This is a genomic window from Klebsiella sp. FDAARGOS_511 (assembly GCF_003812845.1).
In the GTDB taxonomy this organism is placed as follows: domain Bacteria; phylum Pseudomonadota; class Gammaproteobacteria; order Enterobacterales; family Enterobacteriaceae; genus Klebsiella; species Klebsiella grimontii.
Map to the genome: position 1 here is coordinate 4465211 of NZ_CP033824.1, position 19892 is coordinate 4485102.

19 protein-coding genes are annotated in these 19892 nt (G+C 57.0%); 17 read left to right on the forward strand and 2 right to left on the reverse strand.

The window, feature by feature from the left end; genetic code table 11:
* Positions 1-106: 106 nt before the first annotated feature.
* The 4 genes from EGY08_RS22625 to EGY08_RS22640 all read left to right on the forward strand — a co-directional run bounded on the left by EGY08_RS22625 (position 107) and on the right by EGY08_RS22640 (position 6936).
* Positions 107-3382 (forward strand): DUF5107 domain-containing protein, encoded by a 3276-nt coding sequence (locus EGY08_RS22625; RefSeq protein WP_087828483.1) that lies wholly within the window; start codon positions 107-109, stop codon positions 3380-3382.
* A gap of 70 nt (positions 3383-3452) precedes the next feature.
* Positions 3453-4889, forward strand: a complete 1437-nt coding sequence (locus tag EGY08_RS22630) for a sugar porter family MFS transporter (RefSeq protein WP_087828484.1) — start codon at positions 3453-3455, stop codon at positions 4887-4889.
* Positions 4889-5725 (forward strand): aldose 1-epimerase, encoded by an 837-nt coding sequence (locus EGY08_RS22635; protein WP_123828939.1) that lies wholly within the window; start codon positions 4889-4891, stop codon positions 5723-5725. The genes EGY08_RS22630 and EGY08_RS22635 overlap by 1 nt, the downstream gene beginning before the upstream one ends.
* Positions 5726-5802: 77 nt before the next feature.
* Complete coding sequence (locus EGY08_RS22640) at positions 5803-6936, forward strand: 3-phenylpropionate MFS transporter (protein ID WP_049115870.1); 1134 nt, start codon at positions 5803-5805, stop codon at positions 6934-6936.
* On the opposite strand, the gene csiE is transcribed toward EGY08_RS22640, so the two are convergent.
* On the reverse strand, positions 6933-8210 hold the full coding sequence (csiE, locus tag EGY08_RS22645; RefSeq protein WP_032741928.1) for a stationary phase inducible protein CsiE: 1278 nt from the start codon (positions 8208-8210) through the stop codon (positions 6933-6935). The two genes, EGY08_RS22640 and csiE, sit on opposite strands and share 4 nt — an antisense overlap.
* Positions 8211-8334: 124 nt before the next feature.
* Here csiE and EGY08_RS22650 point away from each other — a divergent pair, with 124 nt between their 5' ends.
* From EGY08_RS22650 to EGY08_RS22660, 3 genes are all read left to right on the forward strand, one after another.
* Positions 8335-8973, forward strand: a complete 639-nt coding sequence (locus tag EGY08_RS22650; RefSeq protein ID WP_049115871.1) for a DUF1007 family protein — start codon at positions 8335-8337, stop codon at positions 8971-8973.
* Positions 8964-9944, forward strand: a complete 981-nt coding sequence (locus tag EGY08_RS22655) for a nickel/cobalt transporter (RefSeq protein WP_123828940.1) — start codon at positions 8964-8966, stop codon at positions 9942-9944. The genes EGY08_RS22650 and EGY08_RS22655 overlap by 10 nt, the downstream gene beginning before the upstream one ends.
* 367 nt (positions 9945-10311) lie before the next feature.
* Positions 10312-10878 carry a hypothetical protein gene (locus EGY08_RS22660; RefSeq protein ID WP_123828942.1) on the forward strand — a complete coding sequence of 189 codons (567 nt, stop codon included), beginning with the start codon at positions 10312-10314 and terminating at the stop codon, positions 10876-10878.
* Between the two features lie 45 nt (positions 10879-10923).
* Here the strand turns inward: EGY08_RS22660 and suhB are convergent, their stop codons facing one another.
* A complete protein-coding gene (gene suhB / locus EGY08_RS22665; protein WP_004123618.1) occupies positions 10924-11727 on the reverse strand; it encodes an inositol-1-monophosphatase in 804 nt (267 codons plus the stop codon).
* A gap of 120 nt (positions 11728-11847) precedes the next feature.
* Here suhB and trmJ point away from each other — a divergent pair, with 120 nt between their 5' ends.
* From trmJ to pepB, 10 genes are all read left to right on the forward strand, one after another.
* Positions 11848-12579, forward strand: coding sequence for a tRNA (cytosine(32)/uridine(32)-2'-O)-methyltransferase TrmJ (trmJ, locus tag EGY08_RS22670; protein WP_004123616.1), 732 nt, complete (start codon positions 11848-11850; stop codon positions 12577-12579).
* Positions 12580-12811: 232 nt separating this feature from the next.
* Complete coding sequence (gene iscR, locus EGY08_RS22675; protein WP_004104510.1) at positions 12812-13303, forward strand: Fe-S cluster assembly transcriptional regulator IscR; 492 nt, start codon at positions 12812-12814, stop codon at positions 13301-13303.
* Between the two features lie 177 nt (positions 13304-13480).
* On the forward strand, positions 13481-14695 hold the full coding sequence (gene iscS / locus EGY08_RS22680; protein ID WP_004134936.1) for a cysteine desulfurase: 1215 nt from the start codon (positions 13481-13483) through the stop codon (positions 14693-14695).
* Between the two features lie 26 nt (positions 14696-14721).
* Positions 14722-15108, forward strand: coding sequence for a Fe-S cluster assembly scaffold IscU (gene iscU / locus EGY08_RS22685; protein WP_002913991.1), 387 nt, complete (start codon positions 14722-14724; stop codon positions 15106-15108).
* A gap of 19 nt (positions 15109-15127) precedes the next feature.
* Positions 15128-15451 (forward strand): iron-sulfur cluster assembly protein IscA, encoded by a 324-nt coding sequence (gene iscA / locus EGY08_RS22690; protein WP_002913979.1) that lies wholly within the window; start codon positions 15128-15130, stop codon positions 15449-15451.
* Between the two features lie 75 nt (positions 15452-15526).
* Positions 15527-16042 carry a co-chaperone HscB gene (gene hscB / locus EGY08_RS22695; protein WP_004123610.1) on the forward strand — a complete coding sequence of 172 codons (516 nt, stop codon included), beginning with the start codon at positions 15527-15529 and terminating at the stop codon, positions 16040-16042.
* Positions 16043-16056: 14 nt separating this feature from the next.
* Positions 16057-17907 (forward strand): Fe-S protein assembly chaperone HscA, encoded by a 1851-nt coding sequence (gene hscA, locus EGY08_RS22700; protein WP_049111992.1) that lies wholly within the window; start codon positions 16057-16059, stop codon positions 17905-17907.
* A gap of 1 nt (position 17908) precedes the next feature.
* A complete protein-coding gene (gene fdx, locus EGY08_RS22705; protein ID WP_004104503.1) occupies positions 17909-18244 on the forward strand; it encodes an ISC system 2Fe-2S type ferredoxin in 336 nt (111 codons plus the stop codon).
* A 1-nt stretch (position 18245) separates the two neighbouring features.
* The gene (iscX, locus tag EGY08_RS22710; protein ID WP_004104502.1) at positions 18246-18446 is read left to right on the forward strand and encodes a Fe-S cluster assembly protein IscX; all 201 of its coding nucleotides are present in this window, start codon (positions 18246-18248) and stop codon (positions 18444-18446) included.
* A 107-nt stretch (positions 18447-18553) separates the two neighbouring features.
* The gene (gene pepB, locus EGY08_RS22715; RefSeq protein ID WP_004123606.1) at positions 18554-19840 is read left to right on the forward strand and encodes an aminopeptidase PepB; all 1287 of its coding nucleotides are present in this window, start codon (positions 18554-18556) and stop codon (positions 19838-19840) included.
* The last annotated feature ends 52 nt before the right edge of the window (positions 19841-19892 follow it).

Genomic DNA, 19892 nt, shown 5'->3' on the forward strand with positions numbered 1-19892 from the left:
AACTCCCTTAACTATATTGCGTGAGCGTTGCGCATTTTAGCAGCTAAATGGCGATATAAACTCCTCTTATAGAGATTTTTACTTTATTTTGTTTAGTGGAGGCGTCATGTACGGTTCGGTTAAGGTCTGGCAGGAAACAATTACATTACCTACGTGGACGACGGGGACGGAGGATCCGAACCCTATGTTTCTGGAAAAACGCGTTTATCAAGGTTCCTCCGGCAACGTCTATCCCTACGGCGTGATCGATACGCTGACCGGCGAGCGTGAAATGCGCGATTATCAGGCAGTATGGATGGAGAATGATTTCATTCGTATCATGCTGCTGCCGGAGCTCGGCGGACGTATTCACCGGGCGTATGACAAAGTCAACCAGCGCGATTTCGTCTATTACAATGAAGTCGTTAAACCCGCCCTGGTAGGGCTACTGGGGCCCTGGATCTCCGGCGGTATCGAGTTCAACTGGCCGCAGCATCACCGCCCGACGACCTTTATGCCGGTCGATTTTTCGATCCAGCACGGGGAAAACGGCGTGCAGACCGTATGGATGGGGGAAGCGGAGCCCATGCGCGGTTTGCAGGTCATGACCGGGTTTACTCTCTATCCTGACCGCGCGCTGATTGAAATCACCGGTAAGGTTTTTAATGGTAACGCCACGCCGCGTCATTTCCTGTGGTGGGCCAACCCGGCGGTAAAAGGCGGCGATGCTCACCAGAGCGTTTTCCCGCCCGACGTCACCGCTGTATTCGATCACGGCAAGCGCGATGTTTCCGCTTTTCCCATCGCCACCGGCACCTACTACAAGGTGGACTATTCTGCCGGCGTCGATATCTCTCGTTATAAAAACGTTCCGGTACCCACCTCGTATATGGCGGAGAAATCGGACTATGACTTTGTCGGCGCTTATCACCACGACGAGCGCGGTGGGCTACTGCATGTTGCCGACCACCACGTTTCGCCGGGCAAAAAACAGTGGAGCTGGGGCTATGGCGACTTTGGCCAGGCATGGGACCGCAATCTGACCGACGAAAATGGTCCCTATATCGAGCTGATGACCGGCGTCTACACCGATAACCAGCCTGACTTTACCTGGCTTGCGCCTTACGAAGAGAAGATTTTTGTACAAAATTTTCTTCCCTATAGCGAGCTGGGGATGGTGCAAAATGCCAATACGCAGCTGGCGCTGAAGCTGGTTCGCGAGTCGGAGCAGCTGCAGCTCGGTGTTTACGCCATTGCGCCGCTGGAAAATATCGTTGTTGAACTCAGCGCGGAAAAGCAGCCGCTGTATGAAACTCAGCTTACGCTGAAGCCCGGCGAGAGCTGGCAGCATACGCTGCCGGAAAATGACCCCCGGCGTTTAACCATTAAGGTGAAAACCGCAGACAACCAGCTGCTGCTGGATTATCAGGAACATATTACTCAGCAGACGCCCCTGCCCGAACCGGCCTGCGCGCCGGCGATGCCGGAAGAGATTCACAACGGCGATGAGCTCTATTTTATCGGCCAGCATCTTGAACAATACAATCACGCCAGCCGCTATGCCGCAGATTACTATCGCCGGGCAATAGCCCTCGATCCGCAGGATTACCGCAATAATGTTGCCCTCGGGACGCTGGCGTTTAATTGCGCCGACTGGGGGCTGGCGGAGCAATGTGCCCGGGCCGCGCTACTTCGCGCCCATCGTCTGAATAAAAATCCGCGCGATGGCGAAGCCAGTATGCTGCTTGCCAGCGCGCTGGAAAGGCAGGGCGATGAAGCTGGAGCATGGGATTGCTATTACAAAGCGTCCTGGAGCGGTAACTGCCGCGATGCCGCCTGGTGGGCGCTGGCAAGGCTGGCGATGAAGCGGGGTGATACCGCCGACGCGTTGGAAAAGGTCAACACCAGCCTGCAGTTTAACGCCAGCAACCATCTGGCTATGGGGCTGAAAGCGCTGGCGTTAGCGAACAGCGGGCGGACGAAAGAGGCGCAGGCGTATATTTTCGCCTGTCTTAAACAATACCCGTTGAGCTATCCGCTGCACTGCGCGCGCTGGATGATTGCGCCGGGCGATGAAGCGCGAGAGAACCTGCTGCGGGTAACGGGGCGCAGAGGAATCAACGGCAGCCTTCTGGCGGGCTGGCTGCTCTCCATCGGTCAGAAGCAGGCGGCGAAGGAGGTGCTTGAGGTTCTGGATTGCCAGGAAGCGCTGCCGATGCTGTGGCGCGCCTCGTTAAGCGATGATGCGAATAAACGGCAACGGTTAATTGCCGAAGCTGAGCGCTGCCATGCGCGAAAAGTGCGTTTCCCCAACACGCTTGATGAAGTCCAGATGCTGCAAATCCTGAGTGATAGCGCTTTTGCCCGCTATCTGCTCGGTTGCTTCTGGTACAGCAAACGTCGCTATGAAGAGGCGGTACGCTGCTGGCGCGAGACGCTGGAAAAATCTCCCGACTATGCGCCCGCTTATCGTCTGCTGGGGGTCTACGCCTGGAACAAACAACAGGATGCCGCGCAGGCGCTGGCTTATCTGCAACGGGCCGTAGAGCTTGAGCCCGAAAACGCGCGCTTCCTCTTTGAGCTTGATTTCCTGAAAAAATCACTGGGAACGCCGGTAAACGAACGACTGGAAACGCTGGCGGCGCGCAAAGCGGTGGTGCTGAAACGGGATGACCTGACCGCTGAGCTGTTAAGCCTGTGGAACGCGGCCGGTCATTATGCCGATGCCGCCGCTATTCTCGATACGCGCGTATTTCATCCCTGGGAAGGCGGGGAGGGGAAAGTTACCGGCCAGTATTTGCTCAATCAGCTTCATCGCGCTTTACAGTTGATCGAACGTGAGGCGTTTACGCAGGCTGCGGACTGTCTGAAAGACGCGTTACGCTATCCCGATAACCTGGGGGAGGGGCGGCTGCCCGGGCAGACGGACAACGATATCTGGTATTTGCTGGGCTATTGCGCGGAACAGGCAGGGGATGCGCAGCAGGCAGCGGAATATTACCAGCTTGCCCTGCAAGGGGGCTCAACGCTGGACGCCGGGCGTTACTACAACGATCAGCCCGCTGATTACCTTTTCTGGCAGGGTATCGCGCTGCGTAAGAGCGGTAACCCGGCGCAGGCCGAGCAGCACTTCCACAGTTTTATCGTCTGGGCCGCGCAGCATCGGGATGACGTTCCGCAAGCCGACTTTTTTGCCGTCTCGCTACCAGATCTTGTGGTCCTCGATGTATCGGCACAGCAGTTGCACCGTCAGCACTGCTTGTTTATTGAAGCGCTTGGCTACCTGGGACTAGGCAACCAACCCGCCAGTCAGAAAGCGATGCAACAGCTTCTGCAAATCAACCCCGTTCACGATAAGGCGCATCTAATTCAGCATGCCCTGCAAAGCGGTATTTTTTCCTGAACCTTAAATAGGCGGGTCTGGCCCGCCTGAACCCTACTGTTCCCTGCGTTTCCCTTATAGAGGAATCATTATGAATAACGCGCAGACACATCTGAAAATGGGCTACGTCTGGACTATCTGTCTGGTCGCCGCCTGCGGTGGTTTACTCTTTGGCTATGACTGGGTGGTGATTGGCGGCGCAAAGCCGTTTTATGAAGCCTGGTTTTCCATTACCGACCCGGCGCAGTCTGGCTGGGCAATGAGCTCGGCGCTGGTGGGCTGCGTTTTCGGCGCATTAATCTCGGGATGGTGCGCCGATAAACTGGGGCGCAAGCTGCCCTTAATACTGTCCGCCGTGCTGTTCAGCGCCTCGGCGTGGGGGACGGCGGTCGCCAGCAGTTTCGACATGTTTGTGGTTTACCGCATTGTGGGCGGCGTGGGGATTGGTCTGGCATCCGCGCTCAGCCCGCTTTACATAGCGGAAGTCAGCCCGGCAGAAAAAAGAGGGCGCTTTGTTGCGATAAACCAGCTCACTATCGTGATTGGCGTGCTGGCCGCTCAGCTTATCAACCTGATGATTGCGGAACCCGTAGCGACGGGAGCGACGCAGCAGATGATTGTGGAGACCTGGAACGGGCAGATGGGCTGGCGCTGGATGTTCGGCGCGGAACTGGTGCCAGCGCTGGCGTTTCTGGTGCTGATGTTTTTTGTTCCTGAGTCGCCGCGCTGGCTCATGAAGGCCGGTAAGCCGGATCGCGCCCGGGCCGCGCTGGAGCGCATTGGCTCCGCCGACTATGCCGACAGGATATTACGCGACATCGCGCACACGCTGGAAAAAGATAACCATAAAATCTCCTACGGCGCGCTGCTGGCTCCGCAGGTTAAACCGATCGTTATCATTGGCATGGTCCTCGCCGTCTTCCAGCAGTGGTGCGGAATTAACGTCATCTTTAACTACGCGCAGGAGATTTTTGCCTCGGCGGGATTCGATATTAACAGTACGCTGAAATCGATCGTCGCAACGGGGATCGTCAACCTGGTGTTTACCCTCGCCGCGCTGCCGCTGGTGGATAAAATCGGCCGCCGTAAATTAATGCTGCTCGGTGCCTCAGGGTTGACGCTTATCTATGTTCTGATTGCCGCCGCCTATGGCATGGGCATCATGGGCTGGCCCGTTCTGCTGCTGGTGCTGGCGGCGATTGCTATTTACGCCTTGACCCTGGCGCCGGTTACCTGGGTACTGCTGGCGGAAATCTTCCCCAACCGCGTTCGCGGACTCGCGATGTCCTTAGGCACCCTGGCGCTGTGGATTGCCTGTTTCTTGTTAACCTACACTTTCCCGCTGCTTAATGCCGGACTGGGCGCGGCGGGCAGTTTCCTGCTGTATGGCGTTATTTGCGCAGTCGGCTACCTCTATATTCTGCGCAACGTGCCGGAAACGAAGGGGGTCACTCTCGAAGCCCTGGAAGAGCAGCTGGCGAAACGTCATGCGGGCGCTCAGGCGATGAAGCAGGAGCAGACGCGCTAATGGCGGAAGAGTGGATTCTGGAAAACGCGCATCTGCGGATGCGCGTCGCTTCTCTGGGCGGCAAAGTGCAAAGTTTGTACTCGCGGCAATATCAGGCGCCGGTGCTATATGAAAACCCCACCGGCGGCATGTTTCCGATGCTGCCACTGGCCAATCGCGTCGCCGGGAACCGCTTTATTTTTCAGGGATGTGAGATAGCTCTGCCTCGCCACCACGCCGACGCGCATTTTTTTCTCCACGGCGACGGTTGGCTGCAGCGCTGGGATATGATTGCGCGCGGCAGCGACTATTGCGTGTTACAGCTGCGTCGGCAGTATGTCTGCGGTTTCGATTACCTGGCGCAGATCCGCTACCAGCTGCTGCGTAACCAGCTGGTGGCTGAGCTGACGCTTACCCACTGTGGTAGCGCCCCCATCCCCTATGGCTGCGGTTTTCATCCGTTTTTTCCTTTTGATAAGCGCAGTAAGGTGCAGTTTGCAGCCGCTGGCTACTGGCCTGAAGGGGAGCAGCATCTTCCTCTCGGCTGGCAAGGCCAACTGCCCGACTATGCCGATTTCAGCCATGCGCAGTACGGTAAGGATCGCTGGCTGAACGTGGGCTATTCTGGCTGGAGCGGGCGGGCGAGGGTGATTAGTGATGTGATGGATATCACAATTTTTTCGCAAACTCCGTGGTTGATGCTCTTCAGAATGCAGGGTGAACCGTTCCTTTGTCTTGAGCCGCAAAGTCATCCGGTAAACGCCCATAACATGGACGGACAGCCGGGGCTGCGGGTTTTAGGTGCAGGAGATACGCTGAATTTTTCGCTGAAAATAGACGTGCAGGGGGGCGAATAGCACCATATTTGAGGCGAGGGTATCTTGCACCCGCCACGCTTTATCGCCAGACTGTCGCCTCCATTCGGGAGGGAATCATGGTCTTGCACTCCACGCGCTGGCTGGCGCTTAGTTACTTCACTTACTTTTTTAGCTACGGTATCTTCCTGCCTTTCTGGAGCGTCTGGCTTTCCGGACTTGGCCTGACGCCGGAAACCATCGGCATGCTGCTCGGCGCCGGGCTGGTGTCGCGCTTTCTTGGCAGCTTGCTGATTGCGCCGCGGGTCAGCGACCCGTCCCGTCTTATCTCTTCTCTGCGCATTCTGGCGCTGCTGACGCTGCTCTTTGCGCTCGCATTTTGGATCGGCCACCAGGTTGTCTGGCTGATGGTGATTATCGTCGGCTTTAACCTTTTTTTCTCGCCGCTGGTGCCGCTGACCGACGCGCTGGCGAATACCTGGCAAAAGCAGATCACCATGGACTACGGGCGCGTGCGCCTGTGGGGGTCGATAGCTTTCGTCATTGGCTCGGCGCTGACTGGGAAGCTGGTCAGCCTGTATGACTACCGGATGATACTGGTGATGCTCAGCGTCGGTATAGCCTCCATGCTGCTCGGGATGCTGTTGAAGCCGTCGGTGCAGCCGCAGGGAGAATCCCGCCAGCAGGAAGCGGCCGGGCTGTCGGCCTGGGTCACTCTGGTGCGGCAAAGCTGGCGCTTCCTTGCCTGTGTCTGTTTGCTGCAGGGGGCGCACGCCGCCTACTATGGGTTCAGCGCAATCTACTGGCAGGAGGCGGGGTATTCCGCCTCCGCCGTGGGCTATTTGTGGTCGCTTGGCGTGGTGGCGGAAGTGGTGATTTTCGCGCTGAGCAAAAAGGTCTTCCGCCGCTTCAGCGCCCGCGATCTGCTGCTGCTTTCCGCGGTGTGCGGAGTGATTCGCTGGACGCTGATGGGCTGGACGACGGCGCTACCCTGGCTTATCGTCGCGCAGATCCTCCACTGTGGCACCTTTACGGTCTGCCATCTGGCGGCGATGCGCTATATCGCGGCTCGCCAGGGAAGCGAAGTCATCCGCTTGCAGGCGGTCTACTCCGCGGTAGCGATGGGCGGCAGCATTGCGGTAATGACGGTATTTGCCGGCTTCCTCTACCAGCATCTGCACCAGGGCGTTTTCTGGGTGATGGCGCTGGTGGCCTTACCGGCGCTGGTGGTGCGGCCAAAAGCGGTGGCTTAGGCCTCGAGCATCTTGCAAATCTGCTGCTGCTGGTGATCGCTGAACGTCTCGTCGGCATGAAACAGCGGCGGTGAAAACAGCGGTAGCGCCGTGGTATAGGGGGTGACGATCAGCGTCACTTCCTTCGGCGCGCCCTCTTTCTGGAAGGTGCTTACGCTCAAATACTTAATATTGAGCGGTAGCAGGGTTAGCTCGCGCAACTGCTGCTCCAGCGACTGCTCAAGGTCTGGATTATCATCGGTAAGCAAAACCACCTGTTTCTCTTGCAGATCGCTTTTTTGCATCAGCCACGCGCCGAAAATCACCGCGATTAAACTGACTTCCTCCTGGCTAAAGCGAACCTGCCAGCTGGCTTCGAACTCCTCCAGCGCCGCCTGCGTGGTGCGCATCAAACGGGGATACAGACGTCCAATCTCCTCCGGCAGCGCGTTATCGATACCGATGGCGAAGACGCTGCGGTGTAGCGCCTGTGAGAGGTGTATATAGAGCTGATCGCTAAGCCCCTGCTCATCGCTGAACGGCCGCCCCGCCAGGTTCTGAAAGCGGTGAATCAGTCTGGAGATGGCCAGATGCAGGCGCCGGTCATGCTGGTGCCCGTCGCGGATGGGATCGGGGGTTTTCAGCAGCATAAATAGCAGGGTCAGAAACAGCTGTTCTCCGGCATGGGGCGTCGCCGCCACCCGACGCTGCCAGTGGCGAACAATCTCCTCCGCGAGGGTAAACTCGGCGGCGGCTTGCGCCCAGCGCTGCTGCTCGTGGGTGAAAGAGGGGCTCTGCCCAAGGTGGTGCTGCAGTAAACAATACTGTAAATAAAGACGCAGAAAATGCACGTCGCGGCAGTCAAACTGCCGGTTCAGAGTTCGGGCGCACCGGTTCACCAGGGCCTGGAGATTGGTGTCGTCATATAGCGTGCGTGCGATACCCTGCTGTTTAAGCTGCGTTTTTAACGCCGGGGTAAAATGGTGGCTGACAAAATGCGGGCACAGGCGCAGCCCGCGGCGCAGAGCGTGCAGCAAGCACAAGCGTTGATCGAGCGCGGCGCCTTCCATCCGATAGCTGCCGTCCGCTTGTGAAGTCAGGGTTAAGCGGTGATAACGCTGAATTTCGCGTCCCGTCTCCGCGATGTCCTGCCTGGCGGTATCCTCATCAACCTGAGTGAGGCTACCCAGCCATTCGGGCGTTACGGATTGCCCGGGCAGATAAAACATCAGGAGCACCTGGCTACGGCGCTGTGGACTGGAAAGCACAGATGGTGGTTCAATCACTGTCATCATCCGGTTAGTTCCAGTTAGGGTTTTCGTTAAGCGTAGTTAATGTATTCAGGGTGAGCAGGGCACTCCCGCGTCTTTACATCAGGATTGCTGGCGCGGTTCACAGAATTTTTCACGTGAGGAACAGATGAAGAGAGTGAAACAATGCGTCAGCGTAGCGTTTTTCATGTTTTTATCGCTAACCGCGGCGGCACATCCGCACAGTTTCATCAGCTTGCAAACGGAGGCTGTGGCGGAAAATGGCCTGCTCACCGGCTTTAAAATGCGCTGGACGATGGATGAAATCACCTCCGCCGATCTGCTCTATGATGCGGGCAGCGCCAAACCTGGTAGCGAAATCTGGAAAAAGCTGGCGGCGGAAGTGATGGCGAACGTGCTGGGCCAGCACTATTTCAGCGAGCTATGGCATAACGGCCAGCGGGTAAAGTTTGATAATCGACCCGACGGCTATGGCCTGGAGCGCAGCGGCCACCAGGCGGTGCTCACTTTTACTCTGCCGCTGGCGAAGCCGCAGCCTCTGGCCGGGCAAACCTTCACTTTTTCAACCTACGACCCGACCTATTATGTTGATATGTATTATGACAAAGACGCTGATTTTGCTCTGCCGGCGGCGATGAAAACGAGCTGCACGGCAAACGTGATGACGCCGAAACCGAATGAAAAAATGTTGTCCTATGCGCAGTCGCTGGATAAAGCGGATGCGCCGCCGGAGGATATGGAACTGGGGAATTATTTCGCGCAAAAGGTGACGCTGCAATGTCGCTGATTTTTACTCAAAACAGCCGTTCGCCGCGCTGGCGTCAGCTTTGGCCGCTGGCGCTCTTTTTGCTGCTGGCGGCAGGGGCTGGCTTCTGGCTATGGCAGGCCTGGCCGCAGGTGCTGCTGCAAAGCGCGGTCTGGCAGCGCGCGCTAAATGTCGAACTGAGTCGGCTTCTGCAGGCGGTAGCGGAGAATCCTTCCGCCGCCGGGCTGTCGCTGCTGGGGTTTAGCTTCGCCTACGGCGTCCTGCACGCGCTGGGGCCGGGGCACGGTAAGGTGGTTATAACAACCTGGCTGGCGACCCATCCGTCGAAGCTGAAATCCAGCATTGGCCTGACCCTGGCCGCCTCGTTGCTGCAGGGGCTGGTGGCCATCGCTTTAGTGGTAGTGGTACTGACGCTGCTGCAGCTTCCGGCAAGACAGTTGCACCTGAGCAGCTTCTGGCTGGAAAAGGGAAGCTATCTGCTGGTCGGCGCGCTGGGCCTTTTGCTGTGCTGGCGGGCGCTAAAAAAGCTGCGCATACTGCTGCGCCGGCCTAAATTCACTGCCTTCACCGCGCATCACGTTCATCACGCCAACTGCGGCTGCGGGCACCAGCATCTGCCGGCGCCGGAACGGCTGCAAAGCGGCGACGACTGGCGGGCCCGGTTGGCTATCGTGCTGTCGATGGGAATGCGCCCCTGTTCCGGGGCTATTATGGTTCTGTTGTTCAGTAAGGTTATCGGCGTATTTGGCTGGGGGATGGCGGCCGCGATGGCGATGGCGGCGGGAACCTCGCTTACCATTAGCGCGCTTGCTCTGCTGGTTCACGGTTTTCGCCAGCTGGCGGTCAGGCTGAGCGCCAGACAGGCGCCGGTGCTATGGAAGCGGGTGGGCTGGGCGACCCTGGCGCTGGCCGGTGGCGTGATTTTGCTGGCGGCGGCGGTGGTTATGTGGAGCAGTGCAGTGCCGAGCGGCGGGGGATTAAGGCCGTTTTAATACCTTTGGACCGGGCTGAAATCTTAAAGTGTTGGCGGCTGTTTGTGGCTTATCCTCCAATGCTTTAGCTTTCAGTTTTCTTTCCTGGTCGTGACAAGGAGTCATAATGACCGTTAATCAATCCCCAACCTCAGGGTACACACTGGTTCTATCCGCAGCGGCAGGGCTGCTGGTCGGCTTATCAATCATCTTCTTTTGGCCCGAGCTGGCGAGCTGGTGGCCTGCCGAGCTCCCCCGCATATATACGGCTCTGTATAATCTTATTGGGCTGGGACAAACGAGTGTAGAAAGCGTTCCGGTTGCTGTTTACGGCCAGCTGCTGATTGCCGGTTTTATACTGGCTTTTTTGCACCCCGGGTACAGTAAGATGCCCATTGTTGCGTGGATGTTGCATAACCAGCCGTCGCGCAGAGATTTCTTCAGCTGGATAGTTCGTAGCTGGATCCTGCAGTGCGGTTTCCTGATGACTCTGTTCTGGCAAGTCGGGTTTATGCGTTATCTCCAGGGCGATACGCTGCTGCGTTTCGTCTCAGTTTTCAATTACATCTGCTATTTTGCCACGCTGGTACTGGGGCTGACGCTGGTTCGCGATGCCTGGCGGCTGGTGAAAACGCCAGAAATCCCGGTGAGCAATCTGCGACTGCCGCTCATTTTCGCACTGGGGTTCTATTTACCGTTTCAAATCGTTTTATTGCTGCACGGCGCACGCGAAAACGACTTTGTGCAGTTGGGATGGTTACTGTTTGCACCGGCGATGCTCGGGATTCTGTTGTCCAGGTTAGTGACCGGCGGTATCGCTTGTTTCATTCATCATCTGATAGGCGACGCGGATTGTCCGAAATGGCGCGCGCATTCTGCCCTGTTTAACGGCGCAGCAATATTGTGCATGGCGATAAATACCACCGTGCGGATTGTAGTGAATCTGATGAAATAATAAAAAAGGGAAGCGCAAGGCTTCCCTTTTTACTCAACGATAAAATTAACGCTTCAGCGCTTCGCTCAGCTGCTCGCGCATATTCGCCAGCATGGCTTTTACAACGCGCGGGTTGCCTGCAACGATGTTGCCGGTCAGCAGGTAGTTATGGCCGCCGGTAAAGTCGCAGACGATAGCGCCTGCTTCACGAGCGATCAGCTCGCCTGCCGCGAAATCCCACGGTTTCAGCGCGATTTCAAAGTAGCCGTCAACGCGGCCAGCGGCAACGTAGGCCAGATCCAGGGCAGCGGAACCGGTGCGGCGGAAATCCGCGCATTCGGTATACATGTTGCCGAGGATATTCATGTAAGAGGTCGCGTGCTGTTTTGCTTTGAACGGGAAGCCGGTGGCGATGATCGTGCCATCCAGATCGCGAGCGCTGCTGCCGCGCAGGCGGTAGCCGTTCAGCTGCGCGCCCTGACCGCGGGTTGCGGTAAACAGCTCGTTACGCATTGGATCGTAAACCACGGCAACTTCAGTACGGCCTTTAATGCGTACGGCGATGGAGACGGAGAAGTGCGGCAGACGTTTTACGAAGTTGGTGGTGCCATCCAGTGGATCGATAACCCATTGAACATCCTGATCTTCACCCTCATGTTCACCGCTTTCTTCGGTGATGATGGTGTGCTGCGGGTAAGATTTGCGAATGGTTTCGATAATAATCGCTTCAGCGGCTTTATCGACGTTGGTCACGAAATCATTGCTGCCTTTCTGGCTTGTTTCTACGGAATCAGGGGTTTCGTAGTGCTTGGCAATTAAATTACCCGCCTTGCGCGCTGCGCGCACGGCGATGTTCAGCATCGGATGCATCGGTCTCTCTCACTGGATGTTAAAGAACGGGAAAAAACGGCGCATATAGTAACAGTGAAATCTGCCCATGTCTCCGTTTTATGATAGCATGCACGAATAATCTTTAGCCGAAGAACCATAATGCTGCAAAATATTCGAATCGTACTGGTAGAAACCTCACACACCGGCAATATGGGCTCCGTCGCCCGCGCAATGAAAACCATGGGATTAACCAACCTGTGGCTGGTCAATCCTCTGGTCAAACCCGATTCTCAGGCCATCGCTCTGGCGGCCGGGGCCAGCGACGTCATTGGCAATGCCCACATCGTTGATACCCTTGATGAAGCGCTAGCGGGCTGTAGCCTCGTCGTGGGGACCAGCGCGCGCTCCCGCACGCTGCCGTGGCCGATGCTCGATCCGCGCGAATGCGGCCTGAAAAGCGTTGCCGAAGCGCAGCATGCGCCGGTTGCGCTGGTATTTGGCCGTGAACGCGTCGGCCTGACTAACGAAGAGCTGCAGAAGTGTCACTATCACGTGGCGATTGCCGCTAACCCGGAATACAGCTCGCTGAACCTGGCGATGGCGGTGCAGGTCATCGCCTATGAAGTGCGTATGGCATGGCTGGCGGCGCAGGAGCAAAATGAGCCCGTCGTCGAGCATGAAGAAACCCCGTATCCGCTGGTGGATGATTTAGAGCGTTTCTACGGCCATCTGGAGCAGACGCTGCTGGCAACCGGCTTTATCCGCGCCAGTCATCCGGGCCAGGTGATGAACAAACTGCGCCGTTTGTTTACCCGCGCCCGCCCGGAAAGCCAGGAGCTGAACATCCTGCGCGGTATGCTGGCGTCAATTGAGCAGAAGAATAAAGAGTAGTACCGTCTGTTTGCCGGGTGGCGCTGCGCTTACCCGGCCTAGCGATCGCCTCCCCTATGGGAGAGGGCATCAGATCGCGCTTAAGTAAAACGGCACGGAAAGCCAAATACCTGACTAAAACAGTCAAGTAAATAGTTGACCAATTTACTCGGGAATGTCAGACTTGCCTTGCTATGCAATACCCATATTAATAAAAAGCCCGGGCAGGGGCGAGTTTGAGGTTAAGTAAGACATGAGACTGACATCTAAAGGGCGTTATGCCGTGACCGCGATGCTTGACGTTGCGCTCAACTCTGAATCGGGTCCGGTTCCGTTGGCTGATATTTCAGAGCGTCAGGGAATTTCGCTTTCCTATCTGGAACAGCTGTTCTCTCGCCTGCGCAAAAATGGGCTGGTTTCCAGCGTACGTGGTCCAGGCGGCGGTTATCTGTTAGGTAAAGAAGCGGGTAGCATCGCGGTTGGCGAAGTTATCAGCGCAGTAGACGAATCCGTTGACGCCACCCGTTGTCAGGGCAAAGGCGGCTGCCAGGGCGGCGATAAGTGCCTTACTCACGCGCTGTGGCGCGATCTGAGCGAGCGACTGACCGGTTTTCTGAATAACATCACGCTGGGCGAACTGGTGAATAACCAGGAAATCCTTGATGTCTCCGGTCGTCAGCACAACCATGAATCCCAGCGTAATACCCGCGCTCAGGACGCTATCGACGTTAAACTGCGCGCGTAGTTCTCGTTCAATTTCATCTTGCAGCTATTTGGCTGCAAGATGAAACGAGCTGAGCCAAAAAGATAAAAAAGATTTTCGAATCAGGCCGGGATGCTCCGCCATCCTGTGTACTCGGTCGTACATCCAGCCGGTTGCCTGATTCCTTGCATTGAAGCGATGTACGGAGTTTATAGAGCAATGAAATTACCGATCTATCTCGATTACTCCGCAACCACGCCGGTGGACCCGCGTGTTGCCGAGAAAATGATGCAGTTCCTGACTCTGGACGGGACCTTTGGTAACCCGGCCTCCCGTTCCCACCGTTTTGGCTGGCAGGCTGAAGAGGCGGTAGATATCGCCCGTAATCAGATTGCCGAGCTGGTCGGTGCCGACCCGCGCGAAATCGTCTTTACCTCCGGCGCGACGGAATCCGATAACCTGGCGATTAAAGGTGCAGCCAACTTTTATCAGAAAAAAGGCAAGCACATCATCACCAGCAAAACCGAACACAAAGCCGTGCTGGACACCTGCCGTCAGCTGGAGCGCGAAGGGTTTGAAGTCACCTACCTCGCCCCGCAGCGTAACGGCATTATCGATTTAAAAGAACTGGAAGCCGCGATGCGTGATGACACCATCCTTGTTTCCATTATGCACGTGAATAACGAAATCGGCGTGGTGCAGGATATCGCTACCATCGGCGAGATGTGCCGCGCCCGCGGTATCATTTACCACGTTGACGCGACCCAGAGCGTGGGCAAACTGCCTATCGACCTGAGCCAGCTGAAAGTTGACCTGATGTCCTTCTCCGGCCACAAAATCTATGGCCCGAAAGGCATCGGCGCGCTGTACGTGCGTCGTAAACCGCGTATTCGTATCGAAGCGCAGATGCACGGCGGCGGTCACGAGCGCGGCATGCGTTCCGGTACGCTGCCTGTCCACCAGATCGTCGGTATGGGTGAAGCTTACCGTATCGCGAAAGAAGAGATGGAAAGCGAAATGGCCCGCCTGCGCGGCCTGCGTAACCGTCTGTGGGACGGCGTGAAAGATATGGAAGAGGTTTATCTCAACGGTGACCTTGAGCAGGGCGCGCCGAATATCCTCAACGTCAGCTTTAACTACGTTGAAGGCGAGTCGCTGATTATGGCGCTGAAAGACCTGGCGGTCTCTTCCGGTTCAGCCTGTACTTCCGCAAGCCTTGAGCCGTCCTACGTGCTGCGCGCGCTGGGGATGACCGACGAGCTGGCGCATAGCTCTATTCGTTTCTCTTTAGGTCGTTTTACTACCGAAGAAGAGATTGACTACACCATCAATCTGGTCCGCAATTCCATCGGTCGTCTGCGCGAACTCTCTCCGCTGTGGGAAATGTTCAAGCAGGGCGTGGATCTGAACAGCATTGAATGGTCACATCACTAATTCGGCACCAATAAGGAGAATTCATCATGGCTTACAGCGAAAAAGTTATCGATCATTACGAGAATCCGCGCAACGTCGGCTCTTTCGACAATAGCGACGAAAACGTCGGCAGCGGTATGGTTGGCGCACCGGCGTGCGGCGACGTGATGAAGTTGCAGATTAAAGTCAACAATGAAGGTATCATTGAAGACGCGCGTTTCAAGACCTACGGCTGCGGTTCCGCTATTGCTTCCAGCTCCCTGGTGACCGAATGGGTAAAAGGGAAATCGCTGGACGAAGCTCAGGCGATTAAAAACACCGATATCGCAGACGAGCTCGAGCTGCCGCCGGTGAAAATTCACTGCTCTATTCTGGCGGAAGACGCGATTAAAGCCGCGATTGCGGATTACAAAAGCAAACGTGAAGCAAAATAATTAAGAGTTGAGGTTTGTTATGTCGATTACTTTAAGCGACAGTGCAGCAGCGCGAGTCAACGCCTTTCTGGCCAACCGCGGTAAAGGGTTTGGCCTGCGCCTGGGAGTCAGAACTTCCGGCTGTTCAGGTATGGCTTATGTACTGGAGTTTGTTGACGAACCAGCGGCAGAAGACACCGTGTTTGAAGACAAAGGCGTGAAAGTCGTGATCGACGGCAAAAGTTTGCAGTTCCTCGACGGTACGCAGCTGGACTTCGTCAAAGAAGGTCTTAACGAAGGGTTTAAGTTCACCAACCCGAACGTGAAGGACGAGTGCGGCTGCGGCGAAAGCTTTAACGTGTAATTGCAATGTAATCTAAACCCCACTGCGGACGCCCGTAAGTGGGGTTTGCTTTATCTCGTTAACCCTGAGGTTGCTATGGACTATTTTACCCTCTTCGGGTTACCGGCCAGCTATACCCTTTCGTTAGAACCCCTGACTGCCCGGTACCAGGAACTACAGCGCCAGTATCACCCCGATAAGTTCGCCAGCTGCAGCGCGGCCGAACAGCTCGCCGCGGTGCAGCAGTCCGCCACCATTAATCAGGCGTGGCAAACCCTTCGCCACCCGCTGACCCGCGCCGAATATCTCCTTTCGCTTCATGGTTTCGATCTCGCCAGCGAGCAGCACACCGTGCGCGATACCGCGTTCCTGATGGAACAGCTGGAACTGCGCGAAGAGCTCGATGAGATAGGCAAGGCGAAAGATGAAGCGCGGCTGGAAAGCTTTATCAAGCGGGTCAAAGCGCAATTTGATATCCGGCATCAGCTGATGGTTGAACAACTGAATAACGAGACGTGGGAGGCGGCGGCGGATACCGTGCGCAAGCTGCGTTTTCTCGATAAACTGCGAAGCAGTGCGGAACAACTCGAAGAAAAACTGCTCGATTTTTAATTTCGGAAGCAATTATGGCCTTATTACAAATTAGTGAGCCCGGGCTGAGCGCCGCGCCGCACCAGCGACGTCTGGCGGCGGGTATCGATCTGGGCACCACCAATTCACTGGTGGCTACCGTGCGTAGCGGCCAGGCCGAAACTCTGCCCGACCATCAAGGGCGCTATTTGCTGCCGTCGGTGGTGAACTATCAGGCTTCGGGTTTGACGGTGGGCTATGACGCGCGGCAAAACGCCGCTCAGGATCCGGTCAACACCATCAGCTCCGTCAAACGCATGATGGGGCGCTCTCTGGCCGATATCGAGGCCCGCTACCCGCATCTGCCTTATCAGCTGCAGGCAAGCGAAAATGGCCTGCCGATGATTCAGACTACGGGTGGTTTGCTCAATCCGATCCGCGTGTCTGCCGACATTCTAAAAGCGCTGGCCGAACGCGCCACCGAAGCGCTGTCGGGCGAGCTCGACGGCGTGGTGATTACCGTGCCGGCCTACTTCGATGATGCTCAGCGTCAGGGAACCAAAGACGCGGCGCGTCTGGCGGGCCTGCACGTGCTGCGTCTGCTGAACGAACCCACCGCGGCGGCGATTGCCTACGGCCTGGACTCCGGCCAGGAAGGGGTCATCGCGGTTTACGATCTCGGCGGCGGCACCTTTGATATCTCCGTGCTGCGCTTAAGCCGCGGCGTGTTTGAAGTCCTGGCTACTGGCGGCGATTCCGCGCTCGGCGGCGACGATTTCGATCACCTGCTGGCCGATTATCTGCGCGAGCAGGCTGGCCTGAGCGATCGCAGCGACAACCGCCTGCAGCGCGAGCTGCTCGACGCGGCGATCGCGGCGAAAATCGCCCTCAGCGATGCCGAAACGGCACGGGTGAACGTCGGCGGCTGGCAGGGGGAAATAACCCGCAGCCAGTTTAATGCGCTGATCGCGCCGCTGGTAAAACGCACTCTGCTGGCCTGTCGTCGCGCGCTGAAAGACGCCGGCGTTGAGGCGCAAGAGGTGCTGGAAGTGGTGATGGTGGGCGGCTCGACCCGCGTGCCGCTGGTGCGCGAGCGCGTCGGTGAGTTCTTTGGCCGTACGCCGCTGACCTCAATCGATCCGGATAAAGTCGTCGCCATCGGCGCGGCGATTCAGGCGGACATTCTGGTAGGCAACAAGCCGGATAGCGAACTACTGCTGCTCGATGTGATCCCGCTCTCCCTGGGGCTGGAAACCATGGGCGGTCTGGTGGAGAAGGTTATCCCGCGCAACACCACCATTCCGGTGGCGCGCGCGCAGGAGTTCACCACTTTCAAAGATGGCCAGACGGCGATGTCTATTCACGTTATGCAGGGCGAGCGCGAGCTGGTACAGGACTGCCGCTCCCTGGCGCGTTTTGCGCTGCGCGGCATTCCGGCATTACCGGCGGGCGGGGCGCATATTCGCGTCACCTTCCAGGTGGATGCCGACGGCCTGCTGAGCGTGACGGCGATGGAGAAATCGACCGGCGTCGAGGCCTCTATCCAGGTGAAACCGTCCTACGGTCTGACCGATGGCGAGATCGCCAGCATGATTAAAGATTCGATGAGCTACGCCGAACAGGACGTCCAGGCGCGTATGCTGGCCGAGCAAAAAGTTGAAGCCGCGCGCGTACTGGAAAGTCTGGTCAGCGCGCTGGCCGCCGACGCCGCGCTGTTAAGCGCCGCAGAGCGTCAGGCTATCGATGACGCCGCGGAGCAAGTGCGCGCCGCTGCGGCAGGCGATGATGCCGATGCAATCAAAGAAGCGATTAAAAATATCGACACACAAACCCAGGAATTCGCCGCACGTCGTATGGATCAATCGGTCCGTATCGCGCTGAAAGGCCAATCCGTGGACGAGGTTTAAAATGCCAAAAATTGTTTTTCTGCCCCACCAGGACCTGTGTCCGGATGGCGTAGTTGTGGAAGCTGAGACCGGTGAAACCATTCTTGATGCTGCGCTGCGTAGCGGTATTGAGATTGAGCACGCCTGCGAAAAATCCTGTGCCTGTACCACCTGCCACTGCATCGTGCGTGAAGGTTTTGACTCGCTGGCGGAAAGTACCGAAGATGAAGACGACATGCTGGATAAGGCCTGGGGGCTTGAGCCCGACAGCCGTCTGAGCTGCCAGGCGCGGGTGACTGACGAAGATTTGGTCATCGAAATTCCGCGTTACACTATCAACCACGCACGCGAGCATTAATATGGGACTGAAATGGACCGACAGTCGCGAAATCGGCGAAGCGCTGTACGACGCCTTCCCGGATCTCGACCCGAAAACCGTTCGCTTCACCGATCTGCATCAGTGGATATGCGACCTGGAAGAGTTTGATGACGATCCAAACGCATCCAATGAAAAAATTCTTGAGGCGATTCTGCTAGTCTGGTTAGACGAAGCCGAATAATTTTCGCGTTATGATTTACCCGGTGGTTATCAGCCGGATAAATCAACAGGCGAAAGAACTTTACGGGCTGCCATACGGCGGCCCGTTTGCTAAGAAGGATAATGATAATGACCGAAGCTATGAAAATTACGCTTACCGCTCAGCCAGCCGATGCGCGCTGGGGAGAAAAAGCGTCTTACAGCATTAATAACGACGGCATCGCCCTGCACCTGAACGGCAAAGACGACCTGGGCTTGATTCAGCGCGCGGCGCGGAAAATTGACGGCATGGGCATCAAACACGTTGCGCTTGATGGCGAAGGCTGGGACACCGACCGCGCATGGGCGTTCTGGGCGGGTTATAAGGGGCCGAAAGGCAGCCGCAAAGTTGAGTGGCCGGCCCTCGACGATGCGCAGAAAAGCGAACTGGATAACCGCCTGACCATTATTGACTGGGTCCGTGACACCATTAACGCCCCGGCGGAAGAGCTGGGGCCTGAACAGCTGGCGCAGCGTGCGGTAGACCTGCTGTGCAGCGTGGCCTGCGATAACGTCTCTTATCGTATCACCAAGGGTGAAGACCTGCGCGAGCAGAACTATCTGGGCCTGCACACGGTTGGTCGCGGTTCCGAGCGCCCACCGGTCCTGCTGGCGCTGGACTATAACCCAACCGGCGATAAAGAAGCCCCGGTGTACGCCTGTCTGGTCGGTAAAGGCATCACCTTTGACTCCGGCGGATACAGCATCAAACAGAGCGCCTTTATGGACTCAATGAAGTCCGACATGGGCGGCGCGGCAACGGTGACCGGCGCGCTGGCGTTTGCCATCACTCGCGGCCTCAATAAGCGCGTGAAGCTGTATCTGTGCTGCGCCGATAACCTGATTAGCGGCAACGCCTTTAAACTTGGCGATATTATTCACTATCGCAACGGTAAAACCGTGGAAATCATGAATACCGATGCGGAAGGTCGCCTGGTGCTGGCTGACGGCCTGATTGATGCTTCTGCGCAAAAGCCTGAGCTGATTATTGATGCCGCCACGCTGACCGGCGCCGCGAAAACCGCGTTGGGCAATGATTATCACGCGCTGTTCAGCTTTGACGATGGTCTGGCAAATCGCCTGCTGGCGAGCGCGCAGGCTGAAAACGAGGCCTTCTGGCGTCTGCCGCTGGCGGAATTCCACCGCGGCCAGCTGCCGTCGAACTTCGCCGAGCTGAACAATACCGGCAGCGCGGCCTATCCGGCGGGCGCCAGCACCGCAGCGGGTTTCCTGTCCCACTTCGTGGAGAACTATCACCAGGGCTGGCTGCATATCGACTGTTCGGCGACCTACCGTAAATCTGCCGTTGAGCAGTGGTCGGCAGGCGCGACCGGTCTTGGCGTGCGCACCATTGCCAACCTGCTGACGGCAGAGTAATGGATCTTGCCGGGTGGCGCTGCGCTTACCCGGCCGACAAAACTCGTGGGCC